This window comes from Ancylobacter terrae, assembly GCF_045108345.1.
Taxonomy (GTDB): domain Bacteria; phylum Pseudomonadota; class Alphaproteobacteria; order Rhizobiales; family Xanthobacteraceae; genus Ancylobacter.
Window position 1 is genome coordinate 17,796 of sequence record NZ_JBJGXH010000006.1, and the last position, 15,674, is coordinate 33,469.

At 70.3% G+C, this 15,674-nt stretch carries 11 protein-coding genes, 1 pseudogene and 1 riboswitch; of the genes and pseudogenes, 3 read left to right on the plus strand and 9 right to left on the minus strand.

Annotated elements, in window-relative coordinates; all coding sequences use genetic code 11:
- Positions 1-11: 11 nt before the first annotated feature.
- Positions 12-142: riboswitch (TPP riboswitch) on the minus strand.
- A 116-nt stretch (positions 143-258) separates the two neighbouring features.
- The 4 genes from ACEUEL_RS21800 to ACEUEL_RS21815 all read right to left on the minus strand — a co-directional run bounded on the left by ACEUEL_RS21800 (position 259) and on the right by ACEUEL_RS21815 (position 5,852).
- On the minus strand, positions 259-1,314 hold the full coding sequence (locus ACEUEL_RS21800) for an ABC transporter ATP-binding protein (RefSeq protein WP_405710299.1): 1,056 nt from the start codon (positions 1,312-1,314) through the stop codon (positions 259-261).
- Positions 1,307-2,998, minus strand: coding sequence for an ABC transporter permease (locus ACEUEL_RS21805; protein WP_405710302.1), 1,692 nt, complete (start codon positions 2,996-2,998; stop codon positions 1,307-1,309). The genes ACEUEL_RS21800 and ACEUEL_RS21805 overlap by 8 nt, the downstream gene beginning before the upstream one ends.
- A 40-nt stretch (positions 2,999-3,038) precedes the next feature.
- On the minus strand, positions 3,039-4,139 hold the full coding sequence (locus tag ACEUEL_RS21810; protein ID WP_405710305.1) for an ABC transporter substrate-binding protein: 1,101 nt from the start codon (positions 4,137-4,139) through the stop codon (positions 3,039-3,041).
- A 189-nt stretch (positions 4,140-4,328) separates the two neighbouring features.
- A complete protein-coding gene (locus tag ACEUEL_RS21815; RefSeq protein WP_405710308.1) occupies positions 4,329-5,852 on the minus strand; it encodes an MmgE/PrpD family protein in 1,524 nt (507 codons plus the stop codon).
- Positions 5,853-5,989: 137 nt separating this feature from the next.
- On the opposite strand from ACEUEL_RS21815, the gene ACEUEL_RS21820 reads away from it, so the two are divergent.
- Positions 5,990-6,676: a GntR family transcriptional regulator gene (locus tag ACEUEL_RS21820; RefSeq protein WP_405710310.1), complete on the plus strand. Its 687-nt coding sequence runs from the start codon at positions 5,990-5,992 to the stop codon at positions 6,674-6,676.
- 242 nt (positions 6,677-6,918) lie between these two features.
- On the opposite strand, the pseudogene ACEUEL_RS21825 reads toward ACEUEL_RS21820, so the two are convergent.
- The 5 genes and pseudogenes from ACEUEL_RS21825 to ACEUEL_RS21845 form a co-directional block, all read right to left on the minus strand.
- Positions 6,919-8,175 (minus strand): annotated as a pseudogene (locus tag ACEUEL_RS21825) (tripartite tricarboxylate transporter permease); the annotation flags it as partial.
- An 8-nt stretch (positions 8,176-8,183) separates the two neighbouring features.
- The gene (locus ACEUEL_RS21830; RefSeq protein ID WP_405710313.1) at positions 8,184-8,711 is read right to left on the minus strand and encodes a tripartite tricarboxylate transporter TctB family protein; all 528 of its coding nucleotides are present in this window, start codon (positions 8,709-8,711) and stop codon (positions 8,184-8,186) included.
- On the minus strand, positions 8,708-9,661 hold the full coding sequence (locus ACEUEL_RS21835) for a tripartite tricarboxylate transporter substrate binding protein (RefSeq protein ID WP_405710316.1): 954 nt from the start codon (positions 9,659-9,661) through the stop codon (positions 8,708-8,710). The genes ACEUEL_RS21830 and ACEUEL_RS21835 overlap by 4 nt, the downstream gene beginning before the upstream one ends.
- 50 nt (positions 9,662-9,711) lie before the next feature.
- On the minus strand, positions 9,712-10,887 hold the full coding sequence (locus tag ACEUEL_RS21840) for a 2-methylaconitate cis-trans isomerase PrpF family protein (protein WP_405710319.1): 1,176 nt from the start codon (positions 10,885-10,887) through the stop codon (positions 9,712-9,714).
- A gap of 123 nt (positions 10,888-11,010) precedes the next feature.
- A complete protein-coding gene (locus tag ACEUEL_RS21845; RefSeq protein WP_405710321.1) occupies positions 11,011-12,531 on the minus strand; it encodes an MmgE/PrpD family protein in 1,521 nt (506 codons plus the stop codon).
- Positions 12,532-12,763: 232 nt separating this feature from the next.
- Between ACEUEL_RS21845 and ACEUEL_RS21850 the strand changes: the two genes are divergently transcribed.
- Together ACEUEL_RS21850 and htpG are read left to right on the plus strand one after the other, a co-directional pair.
- Positions 12,764-13,417 carry a GntR family transcriptional regulator gene (locus ACEUEL_RS21850; protein WP_405710324.1) on the plus strand — a complete coding sequence of 218 codons (654 nt, stop codon included), beginning with the start codon at positions 12,764-12,766 and terminating at the stop codon, positions 13,415-13,417.
- A 201-nt stretch (positions 13,418-13,618) separates the two neighbouring features.
- Positions 13,619-15,526 (plus strand): molecular chaperone HtpG, encoded by a 1,908-nt coding sequence (gene htpG / locus ACEUEL_RS21855; RefSeq protein WP_405710327.1) that lies wholly within the window; start codon positions 13,619-13,621, stop codon positions 15,524-15,526.
- Positions 15,527-15,674: the final 148 nt, after the last annotated feature.

Here is a 15,674-nt window from a genome sequence, read left to right on the forward strand (position 1 = left end):
GGCCGCGCTCGCGCGACGCACCCGCACCGTCCCTACGCCAGTATGAACTGGATCAGGTTCAACGGGTCACTGCGCCGCAACGGCCCGAAGGCCGCACCCAGCAGTATCTCAGCCCCTTGCCGGGACCCCCCTGGTGAATGCGGCGAGGGTGCCGCCGTGCCGCCGGCCTGTCAATCGGGCGCGCCGCCCCCGGCGCCGGCGAGGGGAGAGCGAGCGGGCAGGTGGGAGCGGAGAGGGGCGCGCCTCGGCCGCGGCGGCTCAGAACAGCCAGAGCCGGTCTTTCGGGAAACCCACCCAATAGCGCTCCTGCGCGGGTGTGGCGGCGGCCCAGGCCCGGACGCGGACCCCCTCGCCGGCCAGCACATATTCCCAGCGCTCGCCGAGATAGAGCGCCGTCTCGACGGTGAGCGGCAGGGTGTTCGCCGCCGGCTCGGTGCCGAGCGCGACACGCTCGATGCGTATGACGGCCTTCACCGCCTCGCCGGGACGGCGGTCCGCCATCACCCGGCCCTCCAGCCGCTGGCCGGCGACCTCGATGACGCCGGTGTCGGCCTCGCGCGCGACGAGGCGGCCGGCGAGGTGGTTGTTGCTGCCCATGAAATCGGCCACCAGCGCCGAATTGGGCTGCTCGTAGACATCCTGCGGGCGGCCCTCCTGCTCCACCTCGCCGCCGCGCAGCAGCATGATGCGGTCGGCCACCGCCATCGCCTCGACCTGGTCGTGGGTGACGTAGAGCGCGCTGATGCGGGTCTGCAGGATCAGCTCGCGGATCCAGGCGCGGGCCTCCTCGCGCAGCTTGGCGTCGAGGTTGGAAAGCGGCTCGTCGAGCAGCAGCACCGAGGGGCGGTAGACCAGCGCGCGGGCGAGCGCGACGCGCTGCTGCTGGCCGCCGGAGAGCTGGTGCGGGTAGCGCGCGCCGAGCGCGGAGAGGCCGAGCCGTTCCAGCACCTCGCCGACCTTGGCCCTGGTCTCCGCCTCGCCCGCCTTGCGCAGCTTCAGGCCGTAGCCGACATTCGCGTCGACGGTCTTGTTCGGCCACAGCGCGTAGGACTGGAACACGAGGCCGAGGCCGCGCTTCTCCGGCGGCAGGGCGATCTGCCGGGCGCCGTCGAACACGACCGTGTCGCCGAGCAGGATACGGCCCGAATCCGGCGTCTCCAGTCCCGCGACCGAGCGCAGTATGGTGGTCTTGCCGCTGCCGGACTGGCCGAGCAGCGCCACCACCTCGCCGGCCTTGAGCGCCAGCGACACGCCCTTGAGGATCTCGACGCCGCCGATCGCCTTGGCGATGGCCTCGACGGTGAGCTCATGCATGCAGGCGCACTCCCAGACGCAGCGCGACGAGCAGGCCGACGCTGATGAGCAGGACATTGATGACCGACAGCGCCGAGATGAGATCCAGCCCGCCGCTGCCGAACAGCGAGATGATCAGCGAGCCGATCACCTCGGTGTTGGGGCCGAGCAAATAGACGCCGGTCGAGTATTCGCGGCAGAAGGTCATGAAGATCAGCAGCCAGCTGCCGAGCAGGCCGTATTTCACCAGCGGCAGCGTCACGTCGCGGTAGACCCGCGCCTGCCCGGCGCCGGCGACGCGGGCGGCCTCCTCCAGCTCCGGCCCAACCTGGTAGAGCGCCGAGGAGATGAGGCGCATGCCATAGGCCAGCCACACCACCGTATAGGCCACCCACAGGCTGACCAGCGTGGCGCGGAACGGGGTGAGGAACGGCACGAACAGGAACAGCCAGAGGAAGGCGAGACCGGCGATGATGCCGGGCAGCGCGCGCGGCGCCATCACCAGATAGTCCAGCACGCCGGTGAGCCGGCTCGGCCAGCGATGGCCGATCAGCGCCACGCCGGCATAGACCGCCACCGCCGCGGCGCCGCCGATCGAGGCCAGCAGCACGGTGTTGACGATGCCGCGCACCACGTTCGGGTAATCGGCCAGCTCCCGGTAATTGGCCAGGGTGAGCACCTCACTGAGGCTGATGCCCTCGCCCCAGGTCGACACGAAGGAGCGCAGCACGATGCCGCTCAGCGGCAGCAGCACGGTGGCGAACAGCCACAGCCCGACGAGGCCGGCGGCGACCCAGCGCCAGCGCCCGAGCGGCAGCGGCCGCCCCGACATGCCCTTGCCGCGCACGGTGGCGTAGAGCGCGCCATGGCGCAGCAGGTAGCGCTGCAGGAACACCAGCGGCAGCGTGAAGGCGACGATGATGATCGCGATCACCGCCATCAGGTGGTAGCTCGGCGTGCCCAGCAGGTTGGTGAGCTTGTAGAGATAGGTGGTCAGCACGGTGATGCCGCTCTGGTCGCCGAGGATCAGCGCGAGGCCGAACATCTCGACGCCGAGCAGGAACACCAGCACGCCGCTGAACACCAGCGCCGGCACCACCAGCGGCAGGCTCACCGTGAGCGCGACCCGCCACACCCCGGCGCCCATGGTGCGGGCGGCCTCCTCCACCTCCGGGTTGAGGCTGCGCAGCGCCGAGGAGGTGTAGAGATAGACGTGCGGGACGTGGGTGAGCCCGGAAATCAGGATCAGGCTCTCGATCGAATAGAGGGTCCACGGCACCACGCCGAACAGCTGCCGGAACCAGACCGAGACGAAGCCGACCGGGCCGACCGAGACCACGTAGCCGAAGGCCAGCACGATCGGCGACAGGAACACCGGGGAGAGCAGCAGCGGCTCGATCCAGGCCCGCCCGGGCAGGTCGGTGCGCGTCATCAGGAAGGCGAGCGCGGCGCCGAGCGGCAGCGCGATCGCGCTCATGCCGATGGCAATGGTGAGGGAGGTGCGCAGCGCGTAGTAGAATTCGGGGTCGCCCAGCACATAGGCATAGGCCGACAGGCTGAGCTTCGAGGCCGGGGTGAAGAACGGCCCGCTCAGAACGCTCTGGTAGAGGATGAGCCCGATCGGCGCGAGCACCGAGACGGCGACCAGCACCACCCCGAGCACCCGCACCGGATGGCGGACGACGGGGAGCAGGAGGCTCCCCATCGCGGTATAGCCACCTGAGCCGCGCTCACCCGTGGCGCGCTCACTTGGCACGCAGGGCCTCCTGGAATTCCTTGAGGAAGGCGACGCGCTTGTCGGTGTCCATCACCCGGTCGAGCATGTCCTGGCCGATCGGGATGGGGCGGATCACGCTGGCGCCGATCTGCTCCTTCACGGCAGAGGCGGTGTTGGCGCCCTTCACGTCGTCGCGCAGCGAGTAGAGGTTGGCCTTGCCGGCGATGATCTCCTGGCCGCGCTGCGACAGCAGGTAGTCGAGGAACAGCCGCGCCGCGTTCGGGTTCTTCGCGGTCTCCGAGACGAAGGCGATGCGCGAGAGCACCAGCGTGTAGTCCTTCGGGTAGACCATGCCGATGGCCGGGTTCTTGGCCATGCGCGGGGGCACGTAGGAGCCGATCACGTTCCAGGCGAGCACATATTCGCCCGAGCCGACCTTCTCCATCATCGAGCCGGACGAGGCGTCGATGCGCATGCCGGCGGCGCCGAGGGCGCGCAGATCGTCGAAGAACTTCGGATTGTTGACCGAGTCATACACGTTCAGCATCAGCCCGAGCGTGCGCGAGGGGTCGTAGGTGGTGACGCGGCCCTTGAAGACGTCCGGCTTCTCCTGGACCACCTTCACCAGCTCGGCGTGCGACTGCGGCACCGAACCCTCGGGGATCAGCCGCTTGTTGTACATGAACACCAGCGGCTCGAAGGTGGTGCCGTAGGCGGCGTTCTTCCACACCGCCCATTGCGGCAGCTTGGGGATTTCCGGCGAGGCGTAGGTGGCGGCGAAGCCGTCGGCGGCGAGGCGCACGCCGGTGTCCATGCCGCTGGTCCAGGCGAAATCGGCGCTCGGCTGGCCGGCCGCCTTCTCGCTGATGATGCGGTTGTAGAGCTCGGCGCTGCTCAGGTCGTTATAGTCGACGGTGATCTCGGGATAGAGCGCCTTGAAGTCGGCCAGCAGCGGCTGCGCGCTCGCCGCGTCGGTGGTCGAATAGATGATGAGCCGGCCTTCCTTCTTGGCGGCGTCGACGATCTTCGCATAGTCGGCCGGATAGAAGGCGGGCACCTGGGCGGCGGCCGGTGCGGCCAGCGTGCTCGCCGCCAGCGCCAGCGCGCCGGCCGCGATCCATCCCTTCACGGGCAGTCCGTTTGTAGCTAGTCCCTTGGCGCGAACGAGCATGGTTTCCTCCTGAATTCACCGGCCGCGCCGCGTCATCCGCGCGGCTTCGGCCCTGAGCGCCGCGTCGGTTGCGCGGCTCTTTCTCGGGATGCCGCGTCGTCTGCGCGGCTTGGGGCAGGGCGCCCGTCGTCCGGCGGAGCCGGGATGTCAGGCGGCGCCGCGCTCGAACAGGCCGGGCCGCAGCGGGTCCGCGGGCGCGCGGCGCGCGGCCGGCACCTCGACATTGAGCGCGGCGAGGCCGCCGGCGGGCACTTCCGGCAAGGCGAGGGCGAGGTCGACGAAGCGGTCGATCTCCGCGGGCTCGGCGAGGCCGGCGGCGAGGGTGCGGAACTTGCCGATATAGTCCGGCCGGGTGAACGGCTTCGCGCCGGAGGTGTGGGCGTCGGCGACGCCCAGCTCGTCCTCGATCACCGTGCCGTCCCGCAGGGTGACGACGACGCGGCCGCCGAAGGCGCGCTGCGCGGGATCGGGGTGGTGGTAGCGCGCCGTCCAGCCGGCATCCTCCACCGTCGAGACGCGGCGCCAGAGGTTCACCGTCGAGGCCCGCGCCGCCCGCTCGGGGGTGTAGCTGTCGATGTGGTGCCAGCGCCCATCCTCGAGCGCCACCGCGAGGATGTACATGACCGAGTGGTCGAGCGTCTCGCGGCTGGCCTGCGGATCGTACTTCTCGGGATCGCCCGAGCCGGAACCGATGATGCGGTGGGTGTGGTGGCTGGTGTGCAGCACCACCTTGTCGATCTGCGCGAGGTCCGGGATCCGTCCGCGCAGGCGGAAGGCGAGGTCGATGATGGCCTGCGCCTGGATTTCGGCGGAATGGGCCTTGGTGTAGGTCTCGAGGATGCCGCGCTTGGCCTCGCCCGGCTCGGGCAGCAGCAGCCGGTATTCGACGTCGAAGCCGTTGAGCAGCCAGGCGATGATGCTGTCGTCGCCCTCGTAGATCGGCGAGGGCGAGGTCTCGCCGCGCATCGCCCGGTCCACCGCCTCGATCGCCAGCTTGCAGGTGTGGCCGGGCACGGTCGCCTTCCAGGTGGAGATCTCGCCCTTGCGCGACTGGCGGGTCATGACGTTGGTGTGCACCGCCTGGTTGATCGCCTGGTAGATGGTCTCGACCGGCAGGCGGAGCATGGCGCCGATGCCGGCCACCATGCCGGCGGCCAGATGGGTGAGGTGGTCGATGCGGTGCTCGTGCAGGCAGATCGCCTTGGTGAGGATCACGTCGATCTCGTAGGCGGTGGCGATGCCGGCGATCAGCTCGGCGCCGGAGACGCCGCATTGCTGGCCGGCGGCGATCACCGCCGGGATCATGTCGCCGGGGTGGTTCATGTCGGCCGACAGGAAGGTGTCGTGGAAGTCGAGCTCGCGCACCGCGGTGGCGTTGGCGTAGGCCGCCCACTCGCAGGAGAAGCGCTCGGCGTTCGGCAGGCCGAAGATCGTCGCCCCGTTCGGGCGCGGGTAGCACAGGGCCTGCGCGCGGGCATTGGCGACGGGGCGCCGGGCGATGCCGGCGATGGCGACGCCGGCATTGTCCAGCACGCGGTTGACGATCATTTCCGACGTCGCGGGATCGATCGGCGCCGGGTCCGCCGCGACCTCCGCCAGCTTCCACGCCAGCTGATCCTCACGGGCGAGCTTCTCCGACGCGCGGTATGCCCTGACGCGGTGTTCCTGCATGGCCGTTCCTTCCCGTGCCGTCTTTTTCGAGTTGCTCGAACGGTAGGAGGGGGGCGGAATAATGTCAACATATTTGACAGTTGCCGGATGATCATGAAAGTGTTTGCGGCGTCATCATCCAAATATGTCGACATATCATGGAAACGCTCGCCGCCATGGACCACGCCGATCCGGCCGCGGAAACGCTCGCGGACCGCATGTTCGCGGTGCTGAGCGAGGCGATCATCGGCGGCGCGCTGCGGCCGGGGGCGAAGATCAGCGAGCCGGAGCTGGCCCGGCGCTACGGGGTGAGCCGGGGCCCGCTGCGCGAGGCGATCCGGCGGCTGCAGGAGCGCCGGCTGGTCACCCGCGTGCCGCATGTCGGCGCCCGCGTGGTGGCGCTGTCGCCGGCCACGCTGGCCGAGATCTTCACCGTCCGCGAGGCGCTGGAAGGCATCGCCGCGCGCGAGGCGGCCCTTCGCATCCAGCCGGAGGAGGTGGACTATCTGCGCGCGCTGCTGCGCTCGCACGCCCCGCAATTCGCCACATCGGACACCGCGTCCTATTCGCAGGGATCCGCCGACCAGGACTTCCACTTCGCGATCGCCCGCTTCAGCCGCAGCGAGCTGCTGATCTCGCTGCTGTGCAGCCAGTATTACCAGCTGATCCGGCTCTACCGGTCGCAGCACCGCAGCGTCGCCGGGCGGGCGCGGCGGGCTTTCGTCGAGCACGGCCGCATCGTCGAGGCGCTGGCCGACCGCGACGCGGAGCTCGCCGAGGCGCTGATGCGCCGGCATGTCGCCGCCGCCCGCAAGGGCATGGAGGACGCGATGGCGGCGCGCTAGATATTGGCGCGTGCCCGCCGCCGCGCCAGCGCCGCGACCAGCGGCAGGGCCAGGATGGCGAGGCAGGCCATGAGCAGCCCCGTCGAGATCCAGGAATGCACCAGGATGGCGGGATCGCCCTGGCTGATCGCCAGCGCCCGGCGCAATTGCTGCTCGGCCAGCGGGCCGAGGATCAGCCCCACCACCACCGGCGCGATCGGGAAGCCGAAGCGCCGCATCAGGAAGCCGGTCAGCCCCAGCCCCAGCAGCACGCCGAGCTCGACCGGCGAGGGATTGATGCCGATGGTGCCGAGCGTGGCGAAGACCAGGATGCCGCCATAGAGCCAGGGCCGCGGGATGGCCAGCAGCCGCACCCACAGCCCGACCAGCGGCAGGTTCAGCACCAGCAGGATGAGGTTGGCGACGAACAGGCTGGCGATCAGCCCCCAGACCAGGTCGGCATTGGTGAGGAACAGGAGCGGCCCCGGCTGCAGCCCGTATTGCTGGAAGCCGGCCAGCATGATCGCCGCCGTCGCCGAGGTCGGCAGGCCGAGCGTCAGCAGCGGCACCAGCGTGCCGGCGGCCGAGGCGTTGTTGGCCGCCTCCGGCCCGGCGACGCCCTCGATGGCGCCGTGGCCGAACTCCTCCGGATGGGGGGACAGCCGCTTCTCCAGCGAATAGGACAGGAAGGTCGGGATCTCCGCCCCGCCCGCCGGCATCGCCCCGATCGGGAAGCCGAGCAGCGTGCCGCGCAGCCACGGCTTCCACGAGCGCCGCCAGTCCTCGACCGTCATCCAGATCGAGCCGCGCACCGGCTCGATGCTCGCCGGCAGGCGCGCGCCCATCGAGGCGAGGTACAGCGTCTCGCCGAGGGCGAACAGCCCGACCGCGGCGGTGGTCACCTCGATGCCGTCGAGCAGCTGCGGCACGCCGAAGGACAATCGCGCCTGTCCGGTCTGCAGGTCGATGCCGACCAGCCCCAGCAGCAGGCCGAAGGCGAGGCTGGAGAGGCCGCGCAGCACCGATTCGCCGAAGGCCGCGGAAACAGCGGTGAAGGCGAGCAGCATCAGCGCGAAATATTCCGCCGGCCCGAAGGCGAGCGCCAGGTCGACGATCACCGGCGCCAGCAGCGCGAGGCCGAGCGTGGCGATGGTGCCGGCGACGAAGGAGCCGATGGCGGCGGTGGCCAGCGCCGGCCCGCCGCGCCCGGCCCGCGCCATCTGGTTGCCCTCCAGCGCGGTGATCATCGAGGAGCTCTCGCCCGGCGTGTTGAGCAGGATCGAGGAGGTCGAGCCGCCATACATGCCGCCATAATAGATGCCGGCGAACATGATCAGCGAGCCGGTCGGGTCGAGCCTCATCGTCACCGGCAGCAGCAGCGCCACGGTCAGCGCCGGGCTGATGCCGGGCAGCACGCCGACCGCCGTGCCGAGGATGACGCCGATCGCCGCGAAGACCAGGTTCATCGGCTCGAGGGCGACCAGCAGGCCATGGCCCAGCATCGACAGGGTCTCGACCATGGCGCCCCTCAGATCAGCCGTTCGAGCGGGCCGGCCGGCAGGCTGAGCTGCAGGCCCTTGGCGAACAGCACGTAGACGGCGAAGGACAGGGCGATGCCGACCGGCAGCGTCAGCCAGAGCGGGCTGCGCCCGAAGGCGCGCGCCGCGCCGGCGAAGACGAGGCCGCTGGCGATCGAGAAGCCGACATGGCCGATCAGCAGCATCTGCGCGGCGAGGCCGCCGACGATCCACAGCACCGGCGGCCATTCCAGCGGCTCGCGCGGCAGGAAGGCGCCGCGCAGCGCCTCTCGGGCGAGCCCGGCCGAGGCGGCCGCGAGGCAGGCGGCGATGGCGTAGGGGAAGGCGGTGGGGCCGACGCGGGCATAGCTGCTCATGCCGGCGATGTGGCGCGCGTCGACCAGCACGATGCCGGCGAGCAGCAGGAAGCCGCCGGCGATCGCCAGCGCCGGCCAGTCCCGCCGCCGGGGCGGCGCCCGCCCCGGCGCGGCGCGCTCGTCCGTGCCGCCGTCCGCGCGGCGGCCTGCCTCGACGCTCACTTGGCCAGACCCAGGTCCTTGAGCACGGTTTCGGTCTGCGCGATCTCGGCGGCGAGGAACCTGTCGAAGGCCTCGCCGGCGAGGAAGGTATCCTGCCAGCCCTTGGCGGCCAGCGTCTTCTTCCAGTCCTCGGACTGCACCATCCGGGTCATCGCCTCGGTGACCGCGAGCTTCTGCGCGGGGGTCAGGCCCGGCGCCGCCGCGACCATGCGCCAGTTCTGGAAATCGACGTCGACGCCCTGCTCCTTCAGCGTCGGGGCGTCGACGGTCGGGATGCGGGTGGCGGCGGTGACGCCGAGCGCGCGCAGCTTGCCGGCGCGGATCAGCGCCTCGAACTCGCCGGTGCCGGAGATGCCGACGCTGACCTGCCCGCCGAGAATGGCCGAGAGCGCCTCGCCGCCGCCGGAGAAGGCGACATAGTTGACCTTGGTCGGGTCGACCCCGACCGCCTTGGCGATGAGGCTCGCCGCGACATGATCGATGCCGCCGGCCGAACCGCCCGCCCACGACACCGCGCCGGGGTTCTCCTTCAGCGCCGCGACGAGGTCCGCCAGCGTCTTGAAGGGCGAGGAGGGCGGCACCACGATCACCTCGTTCTCGCCGGTCAGCCGGGCGATCGGGGTGACGTCCTTGAGCGACACGGCGGTCTTGTTGGCGATGATCGGGGCGACCATGCCGTAGCCGCCGAGGATGAAGGCGTTCGGGTTGCCGGTCGACTGGGCGACGAACTGGGCGAGGCCGACCGTGCCGCCGGCGCCGGGGATGTTCATCACCTGCACGTTCTTGGCGATGCCGTTGGCCTGCAGCGCCGCCTGCATGGCGCGGGCGGTCTGGTCCCAGCCCCCGCCCGGGGCGGCCGGGGCGATGATCGAGAATTCCTGCGCGGCGAGGTTTCCGCCGCAGCCGATCGAGGCCGCCAGCACAAGGGCGGCACACAGGGCGCGTGACATCGTCGTTTCCTCCTATATATTTGATTTATTGTCGTTTTTTTATTATGTCGTCAGGCCGGTTGCAGGGCCCTCCGCGGCACCAGCACGGTGCCTTCCATCAGGCGGCGGGCGGTGCGGTAGACCACCGCTTCCTCGGCGTGGGGCCGGCCCTCGCGCAGGCTGACCGAGGCCGCGACCGGCAGGATGCCGGAGGGATGGCCGAGGCGCAGGTCGCCCCCGTCCCAGTCCGGGCGCACCGCCTCGGCGACGACGCTGCCGGGGATGCGGGCGGCGACCGCGAGGCACATCGCCCCGGTCGCCGGGAACGCCCGGTGCGGCTGACCGGAGGAGATGGCGCGGGCCAGCACGTCGATCGCGTCCGGCTCCAGCGTGGCGCCGCTCAGCAGCGGCGCGCGGCGCGGCGCGGCGACGATGGCGACGAAGGGAAGGTTGGTGACCTTGGTGCGCGCCGTCTCGGCATCGGGCACCAGCCCCATCGCCACGGCGGCGGCGACGCGGATCGCCTCGAGGCGGGCGATCTGGCCCGGGTCGGCGTCGATGTCGGCCGGCAGCTCGACCCCGGTGAGGCCGATCGCGGCGGCGGCGACGAAGACCAGCGGGTTGGAGGCGTCGACCAGCGAGACCTCCACCTCGCCATGGCCCGGCAGGGCGAGGACGTCGCGCGCATTGCCGGTCGGCAGCAGCCGGCCGGTGGTGGCGCCGCCCGGCTCGAGGAAGGCGAGGCGGATCGGCGCGCCGGTGCCGGCCACGCCGTCGAGGGTGAAGGGGCCGTCCACCCGCGCCTTGCCGTCCTCGACGCCGAAGCGGGCATGGATCAGCTTGCCGGTGTTGGTGTTGTGGATGCGCACCAGCGCCTCCCCGCCGTCGGCGGCGACCAGCCCCTCGTCGAGCGCGAAGGGGCCGACGGCCGCGGAGATGTTGCCGCAATTGCCGCCCCAGCCGATGCGCGGCGCGTCGATGGCGACCTGGCCGAAGGTGTAGTCGACATCGGCGTCGTTGCGGGCGGAGCGGGCGATGATCGCGACCTTCGACAGCGAGGAGATGCCCCCGCCCATGCCGTCGAGCTGGCGCCCGTTCGGATCGGGGCTGCCCATGGCGGCGAGCAGGGCGGGTTCCCAGGGGCGGTAGTCCGGCGCCGTCGCCGGCGGCAGGTCGTCCCGATGGAAGAACAGCGCGCGGCTGGTGCCGCCCCGCATGAACACCGCCCGCACCCCGACCTGCGCCATCGCTCTCACTCTCCACTGCCACCGGTCCGATCGTACGGATCGTCCTGACCGCACCGATCGTCCTGATCGTCCACCTGACTGCACCGACCGGTCACCCTCCCCGGGGCGGTTCCGGCCGCCGTCTCACGCCGCCGAGCGCTCGAAGATGCCCGGCTGCAGCACCAGCATATCGCGCCGCGCCGCCGGCACCTCGACGCTCAGCTCGGTGAGCTGGCCGGGCGCCAGCGCGCCGGTGCGCAACGCCTGATCGAGGAACCGCGCGATCTCCGCATCCTCGGCGATGCCGGCAGCCAAGGTCTTGAACTTGCCGACATAATCGTCGCGGCCATAGGGCTTTGCCCCGAGCGGATGGGCGTCGGCGACGTCGATGCTGTCCTCGATCACCGTGCCATCGTCGAGGGTGATGACGGCGCGCCCCCCGAAGGCGCGCTTGTTCGGATCGCGCTCGTGATAGCGCCGGGTCCACTCCGGATCCTCGACCGTGCGGGTCGCCTGCCACAGCCGGACGGTGGAGGAACGTTGAGCCCTTTCAGGCAGATAGCTGTCGACATGGTGCCAGCGCCCATCCTCCAGCGCCACCGCGAAGATGTACATGACGCTGTGGTCGAGCGTCTCGCGGCTGGCCTTGGGCTGGTATTTTTCCGGGTCGCCCGAGCCGGAACCGATGATCCAGTGGGTGTGCCGGCTGGTGTGCATGACGATCTCGCGGATCTTCGAGAGATCGCCGATGCGCGCGCGCAGCCGGAAGGCGAGGTCGATCCAGGGCTGGGACTGGATCTCGGCGGAATAAGCCTTTGTATAGGTTTCGAGAATCCCGCGCTTGGGCTCGCCCGCCTGCGGCAGCGGCACGCTGTAGCGCCCCTCCGGGCCGTCCAGCAGCCAGGCGATGATGCTGTCCTCGCCCTCATAGATCGGCACCGGCGAGGTCTCCCCGCGCATGGCCCGGTCGACCGCCTCGACGGCGAGCTTGCCGGCATGGGCGGGCGCGACCGCCTTCCAGCTGGAGATCTGCCCCTTGCGCGACTGCCGCGTCGTCACGGTGACGTGGACGGCGTGGTTGACCGCCTGGAAGATGGTTTCCACCGGCAATTTCAGCATCGTGCCGAGCCCCGCCGCCATGCCGGCGCCGAGATGGGTGAGGTGGTCGATGCGATGCTCGTTGAGGCAGATTCCCTTGGTCAGCCCGACACATACCTCATAGGCGGTGGCGGCGCCGCGGATCAGGTCCCGGCCACCGAGCCCCGCCTGCTGGCCGACCGCGATCAGCGCGGGCAGCATGTCGCCGGGGTGGTTGCCGTCGGCGGCGAGGAAGGTGTCGTGGAAGTCGAGCTCGCGCACCGCCGTGCCGTTCGCCCACGCCGCCCATTCGCAGGAGAAGCGCTGGCCGCGCAGCAGGCCGTAGACCGTGGCCCCGCCGGCGCGCGGATGCGCCATCGCCTGGGCGCGGGCGTTGGCGACCGGGCGGCGGGCGGTGCCGGCGACGGCGACGCTGGAATTGTCGATGATGCGGTTGACGATCATCGCCTCGACCTCGGGCTCGACCGCCACCGGATCGGCGGCGACCTCGGCGATCTTCCAGGCGAGCTGGTCCTCGCGCGGCAGGTTCTCGGCGCTCTTATAGGCCCGCACCTCGTGGTCTCGCATGCTTCAGTCCCCAAACCGTCAATCGCCGGCATGATCGGTGCGACGGATAAAATGTCAACATTTTTTGCCATGTTGACAGGAAACACCTCCCGTCATGGCGTTCACCACGGGCAATGTCGACATATGAGCGCGGCTTCGTTTCGAGGGGGCCGGAATGCCGGTGCTTGCCAACAGGCCCCGTTCCGGCCCAAACAAGGGCAGACCGCGACAGGACAACCGTGGGTGAGGATCCGTGCTGAAAGTTCCGGGCGATACGTCGGACAAGGTGTTCGACTGGCTCAGCGATGCCATCATCCGGGGCGAGTTTGCCCCCGGCGAAAAGCTGAACGAGCCGAAGATCGCCCGGCTGCTGGCGATCAGCCGCGGCCCCGTGCGCGAGGCGGTCCGGCGGCTCGAGGAGAAATACCTCGTGGTGCGCACGCCCCAGCAGGGCGCGCGGGTGATCCTGCCCTCGGAGAAGGCGCTGCTGGAACTGTTCACATTGCGCGAGGCGCTGGAAGGCGTGGCGGCGGCCGAGGCGGCGCGGCACATCGAGCCGGACGAGGCCGTGCAGTTGCGCCACCTGCTCGATGAGCCGTCCCCATCGGCCTATGCCGAGGGCGGCGAGCCGCGAACGCCCGATTTTCACATCTTCATCGCGAAAGTGTCGCGCAACGAGATGCTCTTCAAGCTGCTGTGCGTCGACTATTACAAGCTGCTGATGTTCTACCGGCGGAAATACAACTCGATCTTCCACCGGCCGGCGCATGTGCACCTGGAGCACCGGCGGATCGCCGAGGCGATCATCAACCGCGACGCGACCGTCGCCGAGTTGCTGATGCGCCGCCACATCGCCGACGCCCGCAACGAATTGCTGTCGAACATGGCGACACTGCGCGGCGCGTGAGGCCCGGGACTTCACCGCTCCCGCCTATCGCACCAGCACGCCGCGCGCGGTGTTTTCCCGCCGCTAGCGCCACGGCTTCGACTACCGGGCGGGCGGCGCAGCCGGCGCCTCGCCGTCCGGGCGGGGCACCGAGCGTCTTGAAACGCCGCGCCGTTTCGCCCATCTGTCGCGCCGGGTTTCATTGCCAGCGACGTGATTGCCATGACCACCGAGAACACGACCACCGAAAGCGCAACGACCGGCGCCACCGAGAGCCGCTCCTTCGAGGCGGATGTTTCGCGCCTGCTGCACATGATGGTGCATTCGGTCTATTCCGACCGCGACGTGTTCCTGCGCGAACTGGTCTCCAACGCGGCGGATGCCTGCGAGAAACTGCGCTACGAGGCGATCACCACGCCGGGCCTGCTGGGCGAGGATCCCGATCTCGCCATCACCCTTTCCGCCGATCCGGCGGCGCGGCTGCTGACCATCGCCGACAACGGCATCGGCATGAGCCGCGACGAGATGATCGAGGCGCTCGGCACCATCGCCCGGTCCGGCACGCGCAGCTTCCTGGAGCGCATCGGTGCGGCGGAAGGCAAGGAAGGCGCCCAGCTCATCGGCCAGTTCGGCGTCGGCTTCTATTCCGCCTTCATGGTGGCCTCGAAGGTCGACGTCGTCAGCCGCCGGGCCGGCGCGGACGAGGCCTGGCTGTGGTCGTCCGACGGCAAGGGTGCGTTCACCGTCTCCCCGGTCGCGCCGGAGGAGGCCCCCGCGCGCGGCACCCGCGTGACGCTCCATCTCACCGAGGACGCCGCGACCTATGCCGAGCGCTGGACGCTGGAGCGCATCGTCAAGGAGCAGTCCGGCCACGTGCCGGTGCCGATCCGCTTCATCGAAAAGCCCGGCGAGGCGGCGAAGCCGCTCTCCGACGGCGCGGCGCTGTGGACGCGCGCGAAATCCGACGTCACCGCGCAGGACTATGCCGATTTCTACCGCAGCGTCGCCGGCCAGTATGACGAGCCCGCGCTCACCGTGCATTTCCGCGCCGAGGGCCGCCACGAATACACCGTGCTCGCCTTCGTGCCGGGTGCGCGGCCGTTCGACCTGTTCGACCCCGACCGCAAGGGCCGCATCAAGCTCTATGTGAAGCGCGTCTTCATCACCGACGACGCCGAGCTGCTGCCGCGCTACCTGCGCTTCGTGCGCGGCGTGGTGGACAGCGCCGACCTGCCGCTCAACGTCTCGCGCGAGATGATCCAGGACAGCCCGCTGCTGGGCGCGATCCGCAAGGGCGTCACCAACCGCATCGTTTCGGAGTTGGCGAAGCTGGCCGAGGCGGACGCCGAGGCCTTCGGCAAGGTCTGGGACAATTTCGGCGTGGTGATCAAGGAAGGCCTCTACGAGGATTTCGAGCGCCGCGAGCAGCTCCTCAACCTCGCCCGCTTCAGGACGACGGCGTCGGGCGAGGGCACGCGCAGCCTCAAGGACTATGTCGCGGGCCTGCGCGAGAACCAGACGGCGATCTACTACATCGCCGGCGACGATGCCGCCCGCATCGCCACCTCGCCGCATCTCGAAGGCTTCCGCGCCCGCGGCATAGAGGTGCTGCTGCTGGCCGATCCGGTGGATGCGTTCTGGACGGCGAGCGGGCTCGACTACGAGGGCAAGCCCTTCAAGTCGATCACGCAGGGCAGCGCCGATCTCGGCCTGATCCCGCCGCTCGACGATACGGCGCAGCCCCCGGCCGAGGCGAGCGCCGAGGTCGCCGCCCTCATCGCGGCGATGAAGGAGGTTCTCGCGGACGAGGTGGCGGATGTGCGCGCCTCCGACCGCCTCACCGACAGTGCCGTGTGCCTTGTCGCGGGCGAGAGCGGGCCGGACCGGCAGTATGAGCGCTTCCTCGCCGCCGCCGGACGGATCGGCGGTGCCGCCAAGCCCATTCTCGAGGTGAACCCGACCCACCCGACCATTACGGGGCTTGCCGGCACCGGCGATGCGGCTACCCGTGCCGACATCGCGCATCTGCTGCTCGACAGCGCCCGCGTGCTGGACGGCGAGCGGCCGGCCGATGCCAAGGCCTTCGCCGAGCGGCTGGCGCGGCTGATGCTGCGCGGCTTCGCGGGCTGAGGCGACGGGCGGCCGCGTCGGTCGCCTCGCGCGGCGGCGGGGCTGCTGCGATCGCCGCCCGCCGTGGCGTGGCCCCCGCTGCGGCTTTCGCGCGGCACCCCGGGGTACTCGGTTTCAACGCCTCGCCCTGACGCGAACCGGTATCCGC